The following is an 18,076-nucleotide window of genomic DNA, read 5'->3' as shown; positions in this document are numbered from 1 at the left end:
GATTTCGTTGTATGGTATCTTATGGGAATGTTCAAAAAAGTGTGTCAAACCGAGAAATAAAAATAAAATAGAAACAAAAAATAGAGGTTTGATATATGAGTTACAAAATAGAAAATGGAACGACTGGCCTGGTAGATTACAAAGAGCTGGAAGCAAATATACTGTCATCAATAAGGGAAGGTAAACCATTGATGGGGAGAGATGGAGCATTAACACCATTTGTAAAAAGGCTGCTGGAAGCAAGTCTAGAAGGTGAAATAGAGCATCATTTATCCAATGAAAGAGAAGAAAAGAATCGAAGAAACGGAAAGAATGGCAAAACTTTGAAGACGAGTGCAGGTTCATTTGAACTATTGACACCAAGAGATAGAGAGGGAAGTTTCGAACCACAGATAGTGAAAAAAAGGCAAACAAGCTTACATCCAGAACTTGAAACAAAGGTCTTGAACATGTTTGCAAGCGGTGTGGGATACAGGGATATAGCATCCTATGTGGAAGAAATCTATGACCATAAAATATCTGCAGCAGAGATATCTGGAATTACAGATAAATTACTGCCTATAATCAATGAATGGAGGAGTTGTCCCCTACAATCAGTATACCCGATAGTATTTATGGATGGGATGTTTTTTAAGGTCAAAGAGAATGGACATTGCATAAGTAAATGCATGTACAATATATTAGGAATAGACCAAAATGGCAGAAAAGAAGTACTGGGTTTTTACTTAGCAGAAAGTGAGGGAGCTAACTTCTGGCTAGGCGTATTAAATGACTTAAAAGAGAGAGGAGTAGAAGACATTTTGATAGCTTGTGTTGACGGTCTGAAAAGCTTCCCTACAGATATAAATAGCATATTTCCCAATGCTGAGGTACAGTTATGCATTGTGCACCAAATAAGAAATTCACTAAAATACGTATCCAGCAAAGATATAAAAGTTTTTATGAATGATTTGAAAAAAATATACCGTGCTACAAGTAGAGAAATCGCCGAAAATTATTTACTTGAACTGGAGGAAAAATGGGGTGAAAAATATCCTTTAGTCATAAAATCGTGGCAAAACAATTGGGAAAATTTGTCTAGTTATTTTAAGTATTCTGGCCCTGTTAGAAGGCTAATTTATACCACCAATCCAATTGAGGGGTTGCACAGACAAATCAGAAAATTTACTAAAACCAAAGGTTCATTTACCAGTACAAATGCCTTGTACAAATTGGTATATTGTGCTATAAAAAAGATAGAGCAAAAATGGGCTATGGCTTTGCCTAATTGGGCTCTAACTATATCTCAACTTGATATCTTTTTTCCTGATAGGTTAAAAATTGAGTTGAACTAAAAATTCGCTTTGACACACTTTTTTGAACATTCCCTCTACAAACCTTTTGGCCCAATATTAATTCGGCTATTGATTTTGTTTTTTAGTGCTCGGGCAAATCTTACTTCGGTTAGCTATAGCAGCTATAATGTGCTTGCAACAACTAATTCACTACGGCAACTGCACCGTGACAGTGTTTGTATTTTTTTCCAGAGTTACAAGGGCACTTGTCATTTCTTGAAACTTTTGGAAGTCTGCTATTTTTAGTAGAGCGTGACCTATTGCCTATTTCTTGATTGTCTAGCAACTTAAAGTGCGCTAGGCGGTGAATGGTAAGCTCCCCCCACTTTTCAAGCATCGACTCAAACATTAAGAAAGCTTCGCGTTTAAATTCATTCAGTGGGTCTTTTTGCCCCATGGCACGCAAATTTATGCTTTGTCTTAGGCTCTCTAAGACCGAAAGGTGCTCCCTCCATAAATGATCAAGTGTCATGATCATCACTTGTTTCACTATCGTATTCCACAAATCTGTAGTTTGTTGACTATTGAAATATTTTTCTTTCTCAGTAAAAAATTCTTGTATCTTGTCATTTATATAATCCAAGGCTTCTTGTTTATTCAAAAACTCTTCTAGATTAAGCGTTATCCCGTATCTTATGTGGAATTCTTTTGCAATATCTTCAACATAATCTTCGTAATAACCACTTTGTACTATACCTTCTATTATATCCTCATTTACTTCACTATATACTTCAACTAAATCATTGATTTCATTGTTTAAAATATGATTTCTCTGCTTAAAAATAACTTTACGTTGATTGTTGATTACATCATCAAACTTTAGCAAAGACTTCCGCACATCATAATTTCTAACTTCAACTTTCTTCTGTGCTTTTTCAAGTGCTTTATTAATCCATGGATGATGAATAGCCTCGTTGTTCTTTAGTCCCACTTTTTGCAAAAAATTCCTCATTCTATCAGAACCAAATATCCTCATTAAATCATCTTCAAGTGATAGAAAGAACTTAGAAAGTCCAGGGTCACCTTGGCGGCCAGAACGTCCACGTAATTGATCATCTATTCTCCTGCTTTCATGCCTTTCGGTTCCAATAACACATAAGCCACCAGCTTTTATAGCAATTTCCTTATCTTTTTTTACTCTTTTGACTATTTCTTGATATTTTTTTTCTCTTTCATCAGCATTTTTTATTTTCTCGAGCTCTATTTTTGCAATCATTTCAACATTTCCACCAAGCTGAATATCAGTTCCACGTCCTGCCATGTTTGTTGCTATAGTAATGCTGCCTGGTATTCCAGCTTGCGCTATTATATACGCTTCTTGTTCATGATAACGAGCATTCAATACTGAATGCTTAAGAGAATGGCTTTTCAAAAGATCGGAAAGTTTTTCAGAATTTTCAATACTCACAGTGCCAACAAGCACTGGTTGAAGGCGTTTGTGACATTCCGCTATAAACTTCAATACAGCACTAAATTTTTCTTTTTCTGTGCCATAAATTTCATCATCAACATCTATTCTTTTAACAGGCACATTAGTTGGAATTTTTACTACATTTAATCTATATATATCACGAAATTCTTCTGCCTCTGTTGCTGCTGTTCCTGTCATACCAGAAAGTTTGTTGTACATACGAAAGTAGTTCTGAAATGTGACTGATGCTAAAGTTTGACTTTCATGCTGAATTTCAAGATTCTCCTTTGCCTCCAGTGCCTGGTGAAGACCATCAGAATATCTCCTACCTTCCATCATGCGCCCAGTAAACTCATCAATAATTACCACCTTACCGTTTTTCACTATATAATCTTTATCAGCAGTAAACAGCTTATGTGCACGAAGTGCTTGATCTATATAATGAGTCAGTATAATATTGCTAGTATCATAGAGCGAGGAATTTTCAGGAATGAGGTTATACGATTTTAGTAATTCCTCCACTCGTGAAATGCCATTTTCAGTGAGGAACACTGCTCTACTCTTTTCATCGACTTCATAGTCAGAATCAACTAATTTGATTACTATTTTATTGATATGCTTATATATCTGATTATTTTCCTCAAGTGGGCCAGAAATAATGAGCGGAGTACGCGCTTCATCAATCAGTATGGAGTCTACTTCGTCTACTATTGCATAATTGAAGCCTCTCTGAACCATATCTTCTTGAGAAAATTTCATATTATCTCGTAGATAATCAAAGGCAAGTTCATTATTTGTTGAGTATACGATATCTGCGCTATAAGCCTTTTTTCTCTCGTCGTCTGTCAAATTATTTGTAATAAATGCAACAGAAACTCCAAGAGAATTATATAATTTACTCATCCACTCTGTATCTCGTTTTGCAAGATAGTCGTTAACAGTTACGACGTGCACACCTTTTCCTTCTAAAGAATTTAGATATGCGGCTAAAGTTGCGACGAGTGTCTTTCCTTCTCCTGTTTTCATTTCTGATATCATGCCATTATGGAGAACCATGCCACCAATTAGCTGAACGTCGAAATGCCTCATGTTAAGGAATCTTCGTGATGCTTCTCGTACAACCGCAAATGCAGGTACGAGAAGGTCATTTAGTGTTTTTCCATTTTTCAGTTCTTGTTTTAATTCCGCAGTTTTACTAGCAAGATCCTCATCAGATAAGCTCTGCATTTCTTGCTCTAGCGCATTAATCTGCTGAGCAATTTTTCTGAAGGATTTTATTATCTTCTTGTTCGTTGATCCAAATATCCTTTTTATAAAAAAAAGTGACAACGTAAAGATGAAGAATATAAGAATAGTTGTTAAAACTAACGTAGAGTCTGGCATAAACTTAGGTAAAGTTTTATTTAATATGAGATTATATTACTAAACGTAACCTGCGGCAATTAGATTCAGAAAATCTTTATTTACAAACTAAGCAAAAGATTCTTGCAGATGAAATGTAAAAGAGTCTATTTATTTTATTAAATATTATAATTAATAATTAAACTTTCTTAATAAATTATTAAAATAGTGTTAAGCTACATGTATAAAACGGTTAGTGGAGTTACAATGTTAAGCAATATTATAAAAGTAAAATTAGAGGAAAATAGTTGTCCTTTTGAAGAATTAGAAGAATTTTTTGCTTCATTAAAATTTGGTACAAAAGGGTTTAAAGATTCTTCAATAAAATTAGTTTGCCAAGTATTGGAAGATTTCACCTTAATTCTACCAAGAGAGGCAGTACCTAATTCTTTCGCTTTGAAGCTTTTATCTTTGCTTAGTAAGGGAAATGAGCTAGCTTTACCTATTATATTAAAATACCTTTCTTGCAGAACTGTATTTAAAGATTTTGGTCAAAAACTACAGGATAAAGTGGATCAAGATATAAAAGGACAAAACGATTCTAAAATTTCTCAGGAGATTGAGTTATGCAAAAAAGACATTTTAAATCTTCTCAATGGTGGTAAATCAGTATTAGACGTTCAATTGAAGCAGCGGTATAAAAAATACTATTCGTTAATAGATAATGAGATTGAAGAGTTAAAGACTCAAATTTTAAAAGAACTAGAAGATTATATTAGCAATACTAACGTTAATAAAATGTATCGAAGCCTTAATAATAAAAAGAAAAACGAAGAATCATTAAAAGAAGTAGCGTTAGGATCTTGTTCATTGGGTGGAATTTGCGTGTTAATATTTTTTTCACTTGGTTTTTTTATTTTTTTGGCAACAACCATTGACCCACCTGCTCATATGAGTATGTATAAAGTAAAGGTTTTTAGGTGTATAGGAGCTTCACCTTTAGTTTTTGTAGCATTAGCACTAACAGTAGCAGGTGTAGCTTACTTAACAAGTTGTTATCTAAATCATAGTTTTACAAAAGAAATACAAGACTATATAGAGCAACCAATAAAATGTATGGATAAGGCAACTAATAATAAAGAATTAGACAATTTTCCTTCTGACAATTATGAAAAAGTACAACCTTCAGCACCGCTTGAGGAACTACTACCTTCATACGAAGAATCGTGTTACAGTATTTTAGGTTATATTCAACCATCTAATCCAATACAGCAAAATAAGTTGTTGTAGTGAAGGTATAAAGAGAATAAGCAAAATTATATTTGTAATTTTGATTCCTTTATCATGACTTAGAACATGCAGCAACATGACGATTTTTCTATACTTTATCAAGTATATTAATGGGTAAATGAATTTTAATACAATCTTATTATACTTATAAATACGTTATATGTGAGAAGATATGGAAGATTTTATAACTGAAAGAAGGAAAGATGATGCTGTGATATCTGTTTGTCAGGATAATGAGAAAAAGAACGTATTAATCTTGGGACTCAATCAAGCTGCAAGGAATTTATTAAAATGTGAGGGAGAGAATTTACTTAATAAGCCGTTAATCAATATTTTAAGTAAAAGAGCAGCTGAAGATATGAAAAGCTATTTGGAGTATACTGAAGATGGACGCGATTTGCCCGATATATTGCCAAAAGTGATAGGCTTTTCTTTAATCGACGCTAAAGGAGAAGATATAAAAACAAAGGTAAAAGTTTTTCGCACAACTCAATTTACTAATAGCAAGATTAATTATGAGCTATTGATACGTGACATTAGCCTGTTTCATAAGCTAGCAATGTTTAGGGATAAATATCTGATGGGTAAGAAATATAAAAAACACAACTTGTTTGATATACCAGACAATAATTCAACGATTTTGGAGTTATATGTCATATTGAATTTTGCCTTTGAATATCAAATTAATGCAGTTATAGGAATAATAGGCTTCAATAATAAATTTAATGAGATAAACGATGCATTGAGTATGATCACAGAGCATTTTTATAAAAATTGCCGTAGTGATGATTTTCTAGGATTTATTGATGAGAACTAAGGTGCTTTTTATTTTGATTAACTGTGATGCAAAGAACACATCTAAAATAATTAGTCGTATATATTCTACCATTAATAAGCAGTTACTAAAGCGAAAGTTACCAAGTATATCAATTATTTATGGAAATATAATTCAAAAACATAGTGTGAAGAATGCTTAAACGCTTTTGTCATTAATTGGTTTGTAGTATCTAAGTTCTACACAATATAAGAATTGTTTTTTATTTCTATTAAGCTTATATTAAAAATTTAAGCTTAACTATGAGGTTACTGATCAAACTATTTTCATTATTATTCGTGGTAGGGAGTGTCAATGCTAGGGTAATTCTAGATAAGGAGATATTTTATGCAGAACTAGATGGAAAAATAGATTTAAGATTTGGCTACGCTTTCAACAGAGATTCTTTTAGCTCTACAAAAGACAAGACCTCAAGCTATTCAGACCTGCGCTTGCTTTATTTACAGCAAGTTTATCCAAATACTAAAATGGGTTTTGATGTTAAGGCAGGAGTTTCTGGTATTGCAAACTTAAAGGCACTAGACATAGAAAAGTTAGAAATGGAGAAGTGGTATTTTATCATAAAGAATCAGGAGTTTGGATCATTTGAATATGGTAAAGGAAGTTTAGTTAGTCAGAGTATGTTAATTAACACTTCAAAAATTTATACAGCTGCTGGGGGAATAAATGGTCATTGGACAAACTATGCAAATCTGCGCGGTAATGGAAAAAAAGATGATGACCCTGGGTATGATAAGGACAAGGTATTTTGGGTAAAACCCAATGTTTACAGCGACTATAATGGACTAGAGCTGAAGTTAAAACAACCAATGATAAACTATATTTCTCCTGAAATTCATAACTTTCAACTTGGATTCAGTTATGTTCCAGGTAAAAATAATTTACAATATAATAATTTAATAGCCGCTGGTCTTTCCTATAAAAATGCCCTATCAGATGAAATAAATTTTACTACTGCTTTGACTGGTGAATTTGCAAGGGAAAATTTAACTGATTGTACAAACAAAAATTCTAGCGATCTTCAGTGTCATAATCAATTACTACACTGGAATTTTGGTGTGAAACTAAAGCTTTTTGAACTTGATTGCATTTTGTCGTACGGGAATGGTGGTAAATCTGGTGAGAAGCGTAGTCATGAAACAAATAATATGCATTATGTAAATGCAGGTATTGCTTATCATTCTGATTCTCGTAAAGTGAGCTTAACATATTTTAATAGTGTTAGGGATATTGCAGACAAAGGTACAAACGAATTAACATCACAGGCTTTCAGTCTTGAATATCCATTAGCTGTTGGTACTTCATATTACTTTGATATTGTAAGATTTAGTACTAAGGAGCTTGCAGTGGAAGATAATAACTCCGGATATGTGCTTTTGGCCGGATTGAAGCTAAGTTTTTAGTGAAGTAACTGGTATGTAAGTATTGTAATAATGAGAGTAAAATTGAGTTGTTAATATATGTGCTATTTGATATTATAAAAATAACTATTACATAAGATTTTCAATAAAAAGACATTCTGTTACTAATCCAAGTGTAGAAGAAAACGGTTATTAATTAGCAAACCAAGCCCTTCAGTAAGCGCATCTCTTCAGGTGCTCTTTTTTTCTTTTTTATATATAAAAAAATTAGATAGTATTGTGAGTGCGGTTTTTTCTGTGTTCTGATGCTTTTCAATTCTATAGCTTTTGTATTGAATTTCCTTTTTTTACTACTATTTCTCTATATTGTTGTAAGAAAGAACAGAAAATTTAGTGAGAATCTTGAGAAGAATTTACTTAAAGTAGAACATGAACTTCAAGAGGCAAAACAGTCTTTAGTAGATAAAAATAAGGAAATAGTTGATTTGAAAGTGAGGAACGCAGAACTTGAAGTAATTCTTCAAAAAGAGCGTGAAGAAAAGAAAAAGGAAATAGAATTACTAACAAAAGCAGAGGAGAGGCTTACGAACACTTTTAAAGCACTTTCTCTTGATGCTCTTCAGGTAAACAATAATAATTTTCTGAACTTAGCAAAAGAAGTGATCGATAATAAGCTAAAAGAAACAGAAAGTGACTTCAAAAAAAGGCAAGCAACGATCAACGAAGTTATCACTCCAATAAAAGAAAAATTAGAAAAATTCGACAGTGAAATACGTGAGCTAGAGAAAGAGAGGGTAGGGGCCTATGAAGGTTTAAGGGAGCAAATTGGAGCATTAATGAGTCAAACCTCTAACCTTGCTAACGCCCTGAGGAAACCTCACATTAGGGGTAAGTGGGGTGAAATGCAGCTCAAAAGAGTGGTAGAAATGGCGGGAATGGTTGAATATTGCGATTTTTTTACTCAAGCTTCAGTGGTTGATAAAAATGAGGATAATTTGTTACGTCCTGATTTAATAATAAAAATGCCATCAGGAAAGCAAATAATAATAGATGCTAAAGTGCCACTTGATTCTTATATGGATGCTATGTCACAAAATGATTTGCAGATACAAAGGGAAAAGTTGAAGAATCATTCTCTGGCGATAAAAAAACATATAAACGATCTAGGCAGAAAGGAATATTGGAACCAATTTGAAAATACGCCAGAGTTTGTGGTGCTTTTTTTAACAGGAGAAGGGGTTTTCAGCGCAGCACTAGAATGTGAACCAGCTTTGATAGAAATTGGAATAGAAAAAAAAGTAATTATTGCAACACCAATCACTTTAATCGCGCTACTTAGGGCAGTAGCCTATGGATGGAAGCAAGAGATGATAGCTGAAAATGCAAAGAAAATAAGTGAACTAGGCCATATTTTATATGAGCGAATCTGCACAATGGGCGAAAATTTTGATAATTTACGCAGAAGCTTAAAAAGTGCTGTTGATCATTACAATAAAACTGCTGGTTCGCTTGAGGCAAGAGTGTTTCCTGCTGCCCGAGAATTCAATAAGCTTGGTATACATGCAAAAAATAAAGAACTCACTGCTGCAAAAGAGTTGGAATCTTTACCACGCAGTTTACATGCTGAGAGGTTGAAAGTAGATTAGTATTTCAGGTCTCCTTAACTTACATTTGCTGATTAAAACAACTTTCTAAAAATTTTTTTTATATAGCTCAATTTCTGCACATCATTTGCTGCATAAACAGGTATAGTTTGTTGCTCAGTACCAGGTATTTCTACAAAAATTTTGCCCACTTCTTGACCTTTTTTAATTGGTGCGGGTACCATATCTTTATACTCAATACGCACTTTAATTTTATCATGTAATCTGCGGTTATAAGTTATGGTAACATCGTTTGCAACTGTAACGGGCACTTTTTTATCTTTTCCATAAACAATATTTATTTCTTCAACTACGCTATCCTTAGCAAATATTTTCTTGGTGTTAAAATGATTTAAGGAATATTGTATTAGTCTTTTTGCTTCCTCTATTCGCTCTTTCTCGGTGTCCAAACCATTCACGACAGCAAAAATTCTTCTATCGTTCCGTTTTGCAGATGCTATAATGCCATAACCACCAGCACTTGTATGACCTGTCTTTAGACCATCAACTCCAATATCATGGAAAAGTAAAAGATTTTTATTTTTTTGTACAATATCGTTATATGTCAAATATTGTTCAGAGAATAGATCATAGTATTCAGGAAAATCAGTAAAAATCCTTTTTGCCAGTGTTACCAAGTCTTTTGCGCTCATAAAATGGTTTTCATCTGGCCACCCGCTTGAGTTAACAAAATGACTATCATTAAGATTTAAATCTTGTGCAACTTCATTCATTTCAGCAACAAAATTCTCCTCTGATCCTGCAATACCCTCGGCTAGCGCTATGCATGCATCATTACCTGAGGCAATTGTAACTCCTTCAAGTAGTTCTTTTACCGTAACAAATTGACCTTCTTTCAAAAACATAGAAGAGCCTTTCCTTTCCCATGCTTTTCTACTTACTCGAAATTTATCTTCCATTTTTATTATTCCAGCTTTTAGATAATCAAAAGCTACATATAAAGTCATCAATTTGCTCATTGAAGATGGGGCCATTTTTTCCCTGGAATTGTGTTCAAAAATGAACGAGTCTGAAGCTAAATCTAAGACAATTGCTTGCTTTGCTTTGGTTCTAAACTGATATGAGTATGAGTAAAAAGGAAATATAAAAATTAATAGCAAAGTTACTAATTTGCTTAACATATTTATAATTTTAAATTTATAGTGTACTAATTAATAGTATGATTTTGCACGAGCATTTCAATAGATCTCTCGCATAAAACTTCCTTGACAAACTGCGCCAGCCCCCTTATTATGACAATAAGAGTATTTATCCTTGTTTTCGATCCGCGCGGGTTCAACAACAAAAATTCAGTAAAAAACTCAGATATTTATTGGCAAATTACATAGAAATTATAGCGGCTGCATGTCTTTTTTATTTTTTCTACATTCAGCCAAAACGCGCTTATTTTAAGCGTTAGCACATTATTACAGCGCCAATTTACATTATTATAGGGTCAAAACTCGTTACACGGGGATTTTTTTGCCTTTTTTTTCGCTTGGTAAATTTCTTAACATTTACAGCTAAAGCTTCAGGCCAGCACTTGATGCTGGAAATTTTTTGAGCACAAAAGTTATGCTAGGTTTTTGTTGGTAAGAAACCAGTGTCAAGCACTGGGATGACATAGAAGGAGCACTGGGATGACATAGAAGGAGGGAGCAGGAGATGACAAGAGAGGGGCTACTTTCATTTGCTGTCTTCAAAAATTTACAATTATGCTTCATATATTTTATTAAATATTTTACTTAAAAATTCAATTTCTTATTATAAGAGATAAGCAATTCATGAATAATGAAAGATTACAAAAAAGGTCATAGAAAGCGCCTAAGAGAGAGAATTATTTCAGATAACGGACAATCATTACTTGATTATGAGATTTTAGAACACATTTTATATTCAGCATATAGTAGAATTGATGTAAAGCCAGTAGCAAAGAGTTTGATAGAAAATTTTGGTAGTTTAAATAAGGTTTTTAATGCCGATTTAGAAGCACTGCAGAATATCGAAGGAGTTAGTAATGCAGCTATATCTGCTATCTTTTGTGTTAAACAGGCTTTTGTTCGTTCTGCACGAGAAGAAGTAAAGGACCTACCTATAATCAATAATTGGGAAAAATTGCTTGATTATTTAAAAGCAAGTATAGGAAGCCTTAATAAAGAAAATTTTCGCGTTATCTATATGAATAAAAGATATCGTCTAATAGCAGAAGATCTACAAAACTTTGGTACAATAGATCAAACTCCTCTTTATGTTAGAGAGATCATAAAACGCGCTCTTTTGATTGGCTCAACATCGATTGTAATATCCCACAATCACCCAAGTGGAGATATACAGCCTTCAAGTAGCGATATGTTTCTCACCAGACAGCTTGCAGAAGCTTGCAAAAGCATAGGAATAGAATTAATAGATCATATTATTATCACATTTAGTAGCTATTTTAGTTTCAAGGAAAATAGGCTTTTATTAGAGTAGATCTAAAATTGCTTTTGCCATTTTTCTTATTATGGAAGTATAGCTCTTCTTATAATAGTCCGAACGGAGGTAAAAACGTCTTTATAGCTATTATAAGCCAAGAGGCCAGCAGTATGTTATTATGACCTGTTCGGATTATTGTGAGAAGAGCTATAAAGCTATACATGAGGTGGTTGCCAGTGGAACAAAAATTTTCCTTCTGGAAGACAATGTGTGATTTAGATGGCGTAATAGTGGCAAATTGAAAGAAATACATGGTATTTGCCACTATTAGAAATCTCCTGTTTTGATAAGACTTATGAGGTCTTTATTGGTTTTTTGAATTTTGTTGAAGCACTCACATGCTTACTCTAATATTTTGTTCACAGAGCCTAGTTAGCTCAATTTCAACGTTAATTTGTGAAGCTCTGAGTTCTGTTAGGGGATTTTCTGGTTGAATATCTAGCTTATTCTGTATGTTCGGTAAACAAATTAAAGCCGAATCAAAAATTTCATCATACTGCTCTGCTTTATGCACGCAATTGATTATTTCCTTCACATCTTGCGGCGTATCTTTTAATATTGCTCTTATTTGGTTTAGGTTTTGACGAATTTTTTCCTGATATCCAGCAATTCTCTCTTGATATATATCAATCATTTTTTGACATGAGGTGCCTCTAAATGGGTGTTCTGCTTTTTCCTTTATGTAGGAGCTCTGAAAATTTTTGCAATTAAGGACTGCTTCTCTACATTTTTTTATGTCACTAATTATACTGGTTATTGACTTACTTGCTTTCTCATGCTCTTCTTTTTTGATTATACATTCATTCTTTGTTTGGCTCATTTTATCATACAGATTTCTGCATTCTTTATATGATACCAGCGGTTGTAGTATTCCTTCCTCTACACCTTTATTATAAAAATTCTTCAACTCATCGCTTGATAGTATTCGTATAGCATCTTCTCTTTTACCTTGTGATTTAGGATACTTTTTGTTCAGTGAACTAATATAATTTAATAGGAAACTCTTAGTTAAATCTTCCTTTTTAACTTCTGATAATTTTTCTAGTGTTTCTATATATTTCAAAGTTTCCGCAAAAAGCTGCGCACCAGATATAGCAAATCCTGGCAGTGGTTTGCTCTGCGCCTTATAAAAATCGGTTTGTAAAAAATCTTCTGCTTGTTTTTTTATTACTGAAAGTTCATTGAAGGCTTTTTCTGGATTGATTTTTTTTAAAATACTAGTAGCTTTTTTAATCGCTCTTTCTCTCTTTTTATTATCTTGTTTTTCGTTTAAGATTAAGCTTTCAGCTTCAGTAAAAGCATTGCCTTGGGCACTTTTGGCAATATTACAAACAACGTTTTTTACAACTTTTTCAGTTGCTGCATAATCTATTTCCTTTGTAAAGCAATCAATAAATAGCTGCCAAATTTTTTTGTTAACGGACTTACTTGTCTTATGTTCTAAATCTTCTACATCTTTGAATCCTAAAATAGTATAGAGATTTTTTTCAATTATTGGTTCAGCATGTTGTTTTGCCACTTTACCTTTTATATTGAATAGAAATTCACTAATCTTAGTTGTGCCCATAATATTACCTCACAATATTAATGCTATATAATATAAAGTATAAAAGCTTAATGCTTAATTTTTACTTACTATTAATATAATTGAAGATTAACTTTGTTCCTATATTAAAACTTTAACTCCCAATTTATTATTAGTAATATCATTATATGAATCTTATGCCTGAATTTGGGAATATATTGTTATTGGTAGCCTGTTTGTTATCTTTAACGTATTTGTTTCTACCGTTTAGTTCTTACCGATTCGTCTCCTCTGCCATATTTTTTTGTGTGTCAGCATCAATGGCTATTTTGATCTACTGCCACATTAAAAATGATTTCTCACTTGAAAACGTATATTACCACTCACACACAACAAAACCTTTGATCTATAAGATTTGTGGTGTTTGGGGAAATAAAGAAGGGTCTATGTTGCTTTGGACCTTAGTGCTTGTCATGTATTTATTACTAATGGATATTTATATACCTTCTGTCATCCCAGTCTGGGATCCAGAAAGTTTGATTACAAATGAACACACTAGAAAGTTATATAATAAGAACTGGATTCCAGTGTCAAGCACTGGAATGACACCAGAACGAACTAATGGTAGTAAATTAAAAAAAATATCTCTTATCACCCAAGGCTTGATTTGCTTTTGTTTTTTACTGTTCACTTTACTTGAATCCAGCCCCTTCACTAAAATGCCAGGCATTGAAACAGATGGACTGGGTTTTAATCCGATATTGCAGGATATAGGCCTTGCTATTCATCCACCGGTATTATATTTGGGGTACCTTGGATTTAGCGTTCCTTTTTCGCTCTCTATAGCTGGATTAATTTTAAATACTGAAGGAAATGTTTGGGCTAAAATTGTCAGGCCTTGGGTACTTATTTCTTGGTCGCTGCTCACTTTGGGCATCAGCTTGGGTAGCTGGTGGGCATATCGTGAACTCGGTTGGGGTGGATTTTGGTTTTGGGATCCAGTGGAAAACGTTTCTTTGATGCCGTGGCTAATTGCAGTGGCGCTGACACATTTGTTGCTCGTTGTACGAAATTTCAATACTTTAAGGAATTTTACTATTTTACTTACGCTCACAACTTTTATATTGAGTGTGACTGGAACATTTCTAGTCCGCTCAGGAATACTTACCTCAGTGCACACGTTTGCAGATGACCCAAGATATGGACTGTATATATTAGCTCTACTTGGTGTAATTACAGTCAGTAGCTTAGTAATATTTGTAGTGTTTACGAGAAAGAATCACACATCTTTCCAGTATTCGATATTGGAATCTGAAAAGAAATCTGCTACTCAAGTGACAGAGGGTAGAAGATTCTTTTCACGCCTTACGATGATGCTGATGAACAATTTATTATTCATCACTGCCTTTTTCATCGTGTTTGTTGGCACTTTATACCCTACAGTGCTTGAGTATTTAACCGGTGAATTAATTTCAGTTGGAGCACCATATTACAATTCTTTATTTAACTCTATTGCACTAGCTATTCTAGTGCTCACCATGATAGGGCAATACTGCAGTTGGCAGGGAAATAGTCTATTGCCAATATTCCGTGAATATAGATTTTCATTTTGTAGTGCTGCAGCTATTTTGCCGTTTATCTTTCACATGGAGCTAATGATTGTGCTATCAATTACCATCTCCATAGCATTATTAATCTTTGTTTTAGAAGCATATAGTAAAAGAATTTGTTTATTTAAGGTAGCATTTGGTGAATCAATTTTATTAGCAAGAAGAGTTTCTAAGTCCTACTATGCAATGATGCTTGCTCATGCTGGAGTGGCAATTCTAGTGCTTGGTATATCTTATTCAGTTGGTTGGCAGGAGAAAAAAGAAAACTACTTGGGAATAGGAGACAGCATAACAGTCAATAAATTTAAAGTTACTTTACGAAATATTGAGCTAATAAAAGAAAAAAATTTCCATGCAGTGAGGGGTACAATGGATATCAGGAATTTGCTGAATAATAAGATATTAGGTGAAGTAACTCCTGAATATAGATTTTACCTTGCGGAAGGTCAGAAAAATGTTGAAAGCAGTATCTACCACAATTTATTTTCTGATATTTATGTTGTAATTGGAGAGATTGATAAGAGTAAGAGCAAAATTGCAGCTAAAGTGCACTATAAACCTGGAATGTCTATAATCTGGCTTGGATCCTTTCTTATCGCTTTTGGTTCGCTCCTTGCTGCTTTGCCTTCTAGCAAAAAAGTAGTTCCTTCAGTATCATAAAGTTTGCATTTTTTTGCAATTTAAACTTAAGCTAAGCAACACTAACCTTGCTGGCGAATTTTCTCTATGTTCTGTTGTACAATAGGAAATAAAGATATATTTTCTAATGAAGAACTTACATGATATATGGAATCTACTTCCTCAGGCCTTTTAAAATATCCCTGCTTAATAGCGTCGTAGACAGAAGAACTACCAAGCAAGCAGTTCTCACCTAACTCTTCTTTATAATTTTTAAACTTTTCCAATATTTCCTCCTTGTTACTCACTTCTACTATAATTTTTCCTTCATCTTGGACATCAGAATACAATCTAGCATCTACTTTTCCCAAATCAGTATGAAAAGTCAGTACTATATTACCTATAAGGTCAGTATAATTTCTTACCCCACCTTCTGTTAAAATTTCTGTCTCGCTTTCACCGATTGCTATCACGTCTCTTCGAAATTCTGTGCTTTCATCTGTTCCATTTACGATTTTTGCAACCTCGACTATACTATTCTTTGAGTATTTCAAGTAGAAAGTGAAGTTGTCCATTTTTGCCTCTTTTACCTTACCAGTAGTTGCGTTTTTTGCAGCTTCCAAAAACCTTAGAGAGTAATGTATATAGCTTTTACGTGCTTCTTTAAGATTAGCTTTGTGGTCTTTAAACTTCTCTAGTTTATCAATTACAATTATACTACTTAGAGTTTCAAATACTGCACCTCTTTTTACCAAATTACATACTATGCGACTAGCAACTTCTATGTCCCTTTCACCTTGAAAAATCTTTAATTCACTAATTCTTCTTATTACATAATCTGTAAAATTATACCTACTCTCATAAGTATTTTCATATATATTTCCCTCACGAGTAAGATTGAACCTTACCCTAGATTTTATAGCTTCATTTACAACCTGTTCTAGCTGATTTATGTCTTGAACTTCATCTAATTTACAAAAATATTTACCTGGATCTTGCTCATCTAGTAGAAAATCCTCCCCCCATAGATTTACACTTTTGCACAAATACTTTTTTCCATTATAGTCAACTTGTGTTTTTTTACGAAAAGTTCCATAAATAACATCATCAGTTAAAAAGTACTCTTTAATATTAAGGTTGGGATTATTAACTGCAAATTCTATTGGGGTTTTACCTTTTTTATCCTTTATATCAAGATTAGCTCCTTTCCTTAGAAGCAATTTGATAATTGTATCACAATGACCAGAACGAGTAGCATAATGTAAAGGTGTTCTTCCTGTGTCGTCCTTTTCATTAGGATCAGCACCTGAATTCAACAGTAAATCTATGAATTCTCCCGCATTGCTACATTCCATACTTGATAGAATATGCAGTATTGTCAGTTTAGATTCTCCTCTTTTAAGGTTGAGGATGGTTTTTAGATCTTGATTACTTTTATGATCCAGTAAAAATTTTTTAATTTTTTCAACATCGTTCTTATAATCCTTATAAGTAACATGTGGAAAGTCTTTAAAAGTACTTAAGAATTTTTTATTCAACTCCTTCTGACTCTCTGTTAAGTTGGACATGTCAACAAGCCACGTAGATATCAACTTACCAAATGCACCTCTTTCAGCAATATCAGTTAAAGAACAGTCATTGCGAAGTACCAGTGAGTATTTAATCAATTCATATTCATCATCCTCTTGTTGCTGTGTTTCTTCTGCTTTCTTAGAGTGCTTAAAATCATTTTTTATTAATTCAATCAAGAGCTTTAATGTGTTAAAACTTTTATGTCCCAATAAAGGATCTGCTTTGTTTTCAAGTAGAATTCTTGCTATTTCTGAATAGCCATTTCTAATAGCCCAGCATAACGGAGTACGCCCGTATTTATCCGCTATGTCAACAGCAGCTTCCTTTTCTATGATAGCTTTTACTATTTCCACTTGGCAATTTTCAGCAGAAACAGCATGATGTAATGCAGTACTCTCAGCCTGACTTACTGCATCAACATTAGCTCCCGTGTCTAATAGGAGTTCTACTATCTCTTTATTTTCATTGTGAGCAGCACAATGCAAAGGAGTACACCCATTTTGATCTGCTGTATTAACATTAGCCCCGTTTGCTATGAGAACTTTTATTATCTCTGTATAACCAAAGCGAACAGCAGCGTGTAAAGGAGTTATCTTAACTTTACCTACTGCATCAACATTAGCCCCCGTGTCTAATAGGAGTTCTACTATCTCTTTATGTCCATTGTGAGCAGCACAATGCAAAGGAGTACACCCATCTTGATCTGCTGCATTAACATTAGCCCCGTTTGCTATGAGAATCTCTACCACTCCTATACTACCACTTGCAGCAGCAAAGTGTAAAGGATTCCATCCATCTTGATCTGCTGTATTAACATTACCCCCTTTTTTTATTAAAAGCTCTGCTATCTTTACAAGATCATTTCTAGCAGCTATATGTAACAATGTACTTTGATCATCGAATGTATAATTTATGTTAAATCCATTATCTTGCCACTTTTTATACGTGTCTGGATCTTCTTTTTCCAATTCCTCTTTTACCCTTTCGATTATATTGTTCTCATTTAAGTCACTTATTGTCCTTAATATTTTTAACAACCGTTCATATTCCATAATTCTACC

Annotated in this window: 11 protein-coding genes; 7 read left to right on the top strand and 4 right to left on the bottom strand. The window is 33.4% G+C overall.

Features of this window, described 5'->3' with window-relative positions:
* Positions 1–95: 95 nt before the first annotated feature.
* A complete protein-coding gene (locus OOL01_RS05735) occupies positions 96–1,334 on the top strand; it encodes an IS256 family transposase (RefSeq protein ID WP_264686555.1) in 1,239 nt (412 codons plus the stop codon).
* A gap of 142 nt (positions 1,335–1,476) precedes the next feature.
* Here the strand turns inward: OOL01_RS05735 and secA are convergent, their stop codons facing one another.
* The gene (gene secA / locus OOL01_RS05730; protein ID WP_010405317.1) at positions 1,477–4,128 is read right to left on the bottom strand and encodes a preprotein translocase subunit SecA; all 2,652 of its coding nucleotides are present in this window, start codon (positions 4,126–4,128) and stop codon (positions 1,477–1,479) included.
* A gap of 225 nt (positions 4,129–4,353) precedes the next feature.
* On the opposite strand from secA, the gene OOL01_RS05725 reads away from it, so the two are divergent.
* The 4 genes from OOL01_RS05725 (at position 4,354) to OOL01_RS05710 (ending at position 9,218) form a co-directional block, all read left to right on the top strand.
* Positions 4,354–5,376: a hypothetical protein gene (locus OOL01_RS05725; RefSeq protein ID WP_264686554.1), complete on the top strand. Its 1,023-nt coding sequence runs from the start codon at positions 4,354–4,356 to the stop codon at positions 5,374–5,376.
* 172 nt (positions 5,377–5,548) lie between these two features.
* Entirely contained in the window at positions 5,549–6,193 is a 645-nt protein-coding gene (locus tag OOL01_RS05720; protein WP_264686553.1) for a hypothetical protein, read from the top strand.
* Positions 6,194–6,453: 260 nt separating this feature from the next.
* The gene (locus OOL01_RS05715; RefSeq protein ID WP_264375900.1) at positions 6,454–7,614 is read left to right on the top strand and encodes a porin; all 1,161 of its coding nucleotides are present in this window, start codon (positions 6,454–6,456) and stop codon (positions 7,612–7,614) included.
* A 263-nt stretch (positions 7,615–7,877) separates the two neighbouring features.
* Positions 7,878–9,218 (top strand): DNA recombination protein RmuC, encoded by a 1,341-nt coding sequence (locus tag OOL01_RS05710; RefSeq protein WP_064085792.1) that lies wholly within the window; start codon positions 7,878–7,880, stop codon positions 9,216–9,218.
* 32 nt (positions 9,219–9,250) lie between these two features.
* Here the strand turns inward: OOL01_RS05710 and OOL01_RS05705 are convergent, their stop codons facing one another.
* The gene (locus OOL01_RS05705) at positions 9,251–10,357 is read right to left on the bottom strand and encodes a D-alanyl-D-alanine carboxypeptidase family protein (RefSeq protein WP_010405178.1); all 1,107 of its coding nucleotides are present in this window, start codon (positions 10,355–10,357) and stop codon (positions 9,251–9,253) included.
* Positions 10,358–11,006: 649 nt separating this feature from the next.
* On the opposite strand from OOL01_RS05705, the gene radC reads away from it, so the two are divergent.
* Entirely contained in the window at positions 11,007–11,687 is a 681-nt protein-coding gene (radC, locus tag OOL01_RS05700) for a RadC family protein (protein WP_264375899.1), read from the top strand.
* Between the two features lie 337 nt (positions 11,688–12,024).
* Here radC and OOL01_RS05695 read toward each other — a convergent pair whose 3' ends face one another.
* A complete protein-coding gene (locus OOL01_RS05695) occupies positions 12,025–13,257 on the bottom strand; it encodes a hypothetical protein (protein ID WP_264686552.1) in 1,233 nt (410 codons plus the stop codon).
* Positions 13,258–13,412: 155 nt separating this feature from the next.
* Here OOL01_RS05695 and OOL01_RS05690 point away from each other — a divergent pair, with 155 nt between their 5' ends.
* Positions 13,413–15,485 carry a heme lyase CcmF/NrfE family subunit gene (locus OOL01_RS05690; protein WP_458694684.1) on the top strand — a complete coding sequence of 691 codons (2,073 nt, stop codon included), beginning with the start codon at positions 13,413–13,415 and terminating at the stop codon, positions 15,483–15,485.
* 41 nt (positions 15,486–15,526) lie between these two features.
* On the opposite strand, the gene OOL01_RS05685 is transcribed toward OOL01_RS05690, so the two are convergent.
* Positions 15,527–18,067, bottom strand: coding sequence for an ankyrin repeat domain-containing protein (locus OOL01_RS05685; RefSeq protein ID WP_264686550.1), 2,541 nt, complete (start codon positions 18,065–18,067; stop codon positions 15,527–15,529).
* Between the last annotated feature and the right edge of the window lie 9 nt (positions 18,068–18,076).

Source organism: Wolbachia endosymbiont (group B) of Rhopobota naevana, assembly GCF_947250615.1.
Classification (GTDB): Bacteria; Pseudomonadota; Alphaproteobacteria; order Rickettsiales; family Anaplasmataceae; genus Wolbachia.
Note: the sequence above shows the minus strand (reverse complement) of the source record. Positions and strands in the feature narration are given on the sequence as shown.

Coding starts and splice junctions, on each gene's coding strand:
- OOL01_RS05710 (WP_064085792.1), top strand. CDS start 7,878: ATGCTTTTCAATTCTATAGCTTTTGTATTGAATTTCCTTTTTTTACTA.
- OOL01_RS05715 (WP_264375900.1), top strand. CDS start 6,454: ATGAGGTTACTGATCAAACTATTTTCATTATTATTCGTGGTAGGGAGT.
- OOL01_RS05720 (WP_264686553.1), top strand. CDS start 5,549: ATGGAAGATTTTATAACTGAAAGAAGGAAAGATGATGCTGTGATATCT.
- secA (WP_010405317.1), bottom strand. CDS start 4,128: ATGCCAGACTCTACGTTAGTTTTAACAACTATTCTTATATTCTTCATC.
- OOL01_RS05725 (WP_264686554.1), top strand. CDS start 4,354: ATGTTAAGCAATATTATAAAAGTAAAATTAGAGGAAAATAGTTGTCCT.
- OOL01_RS05685 (WP_264686550.1), bottom strand. CDS start 18,067: ATGGAATATGAACGGTTGTTAAAAATATTAAGGACAATAAGTGACTTA.
- radC (WP_264375899.1), top strand. CDS start 11,007: ATGAAAGATTACAAAAAAGGTCATAGAAAGCGCCTAAGAGAGAGAATT.
- OOL01_RS05705 (WP_010405178.1), bottom strand. CDS start 10,357: ATGTTAAGCAAATTAGTAACTTTGCTATTAATTTTTATATTTCCTTTT.
- OOL01_RS05690 (WP_458694684.1), top strand. CDS start 13,413: ATGCCTGAATTTGGGAATATATTGTTATTGGTAGCCTGTTTGTTATCT.
- OOL01_RS05695 (WP_264686552.1), bottom strand. CDS start 13,257: ATGGGCACAACTAAGATTAGTGAATTTCTATTCAATATAAAAGGTAAA.
- OOL01_RS05735 (WP_264686555.1), top strand. CDS start 96: ATGAGTTACAAAATAGAAAATGGAACGACTGGCCTGGTAGATTACAAA.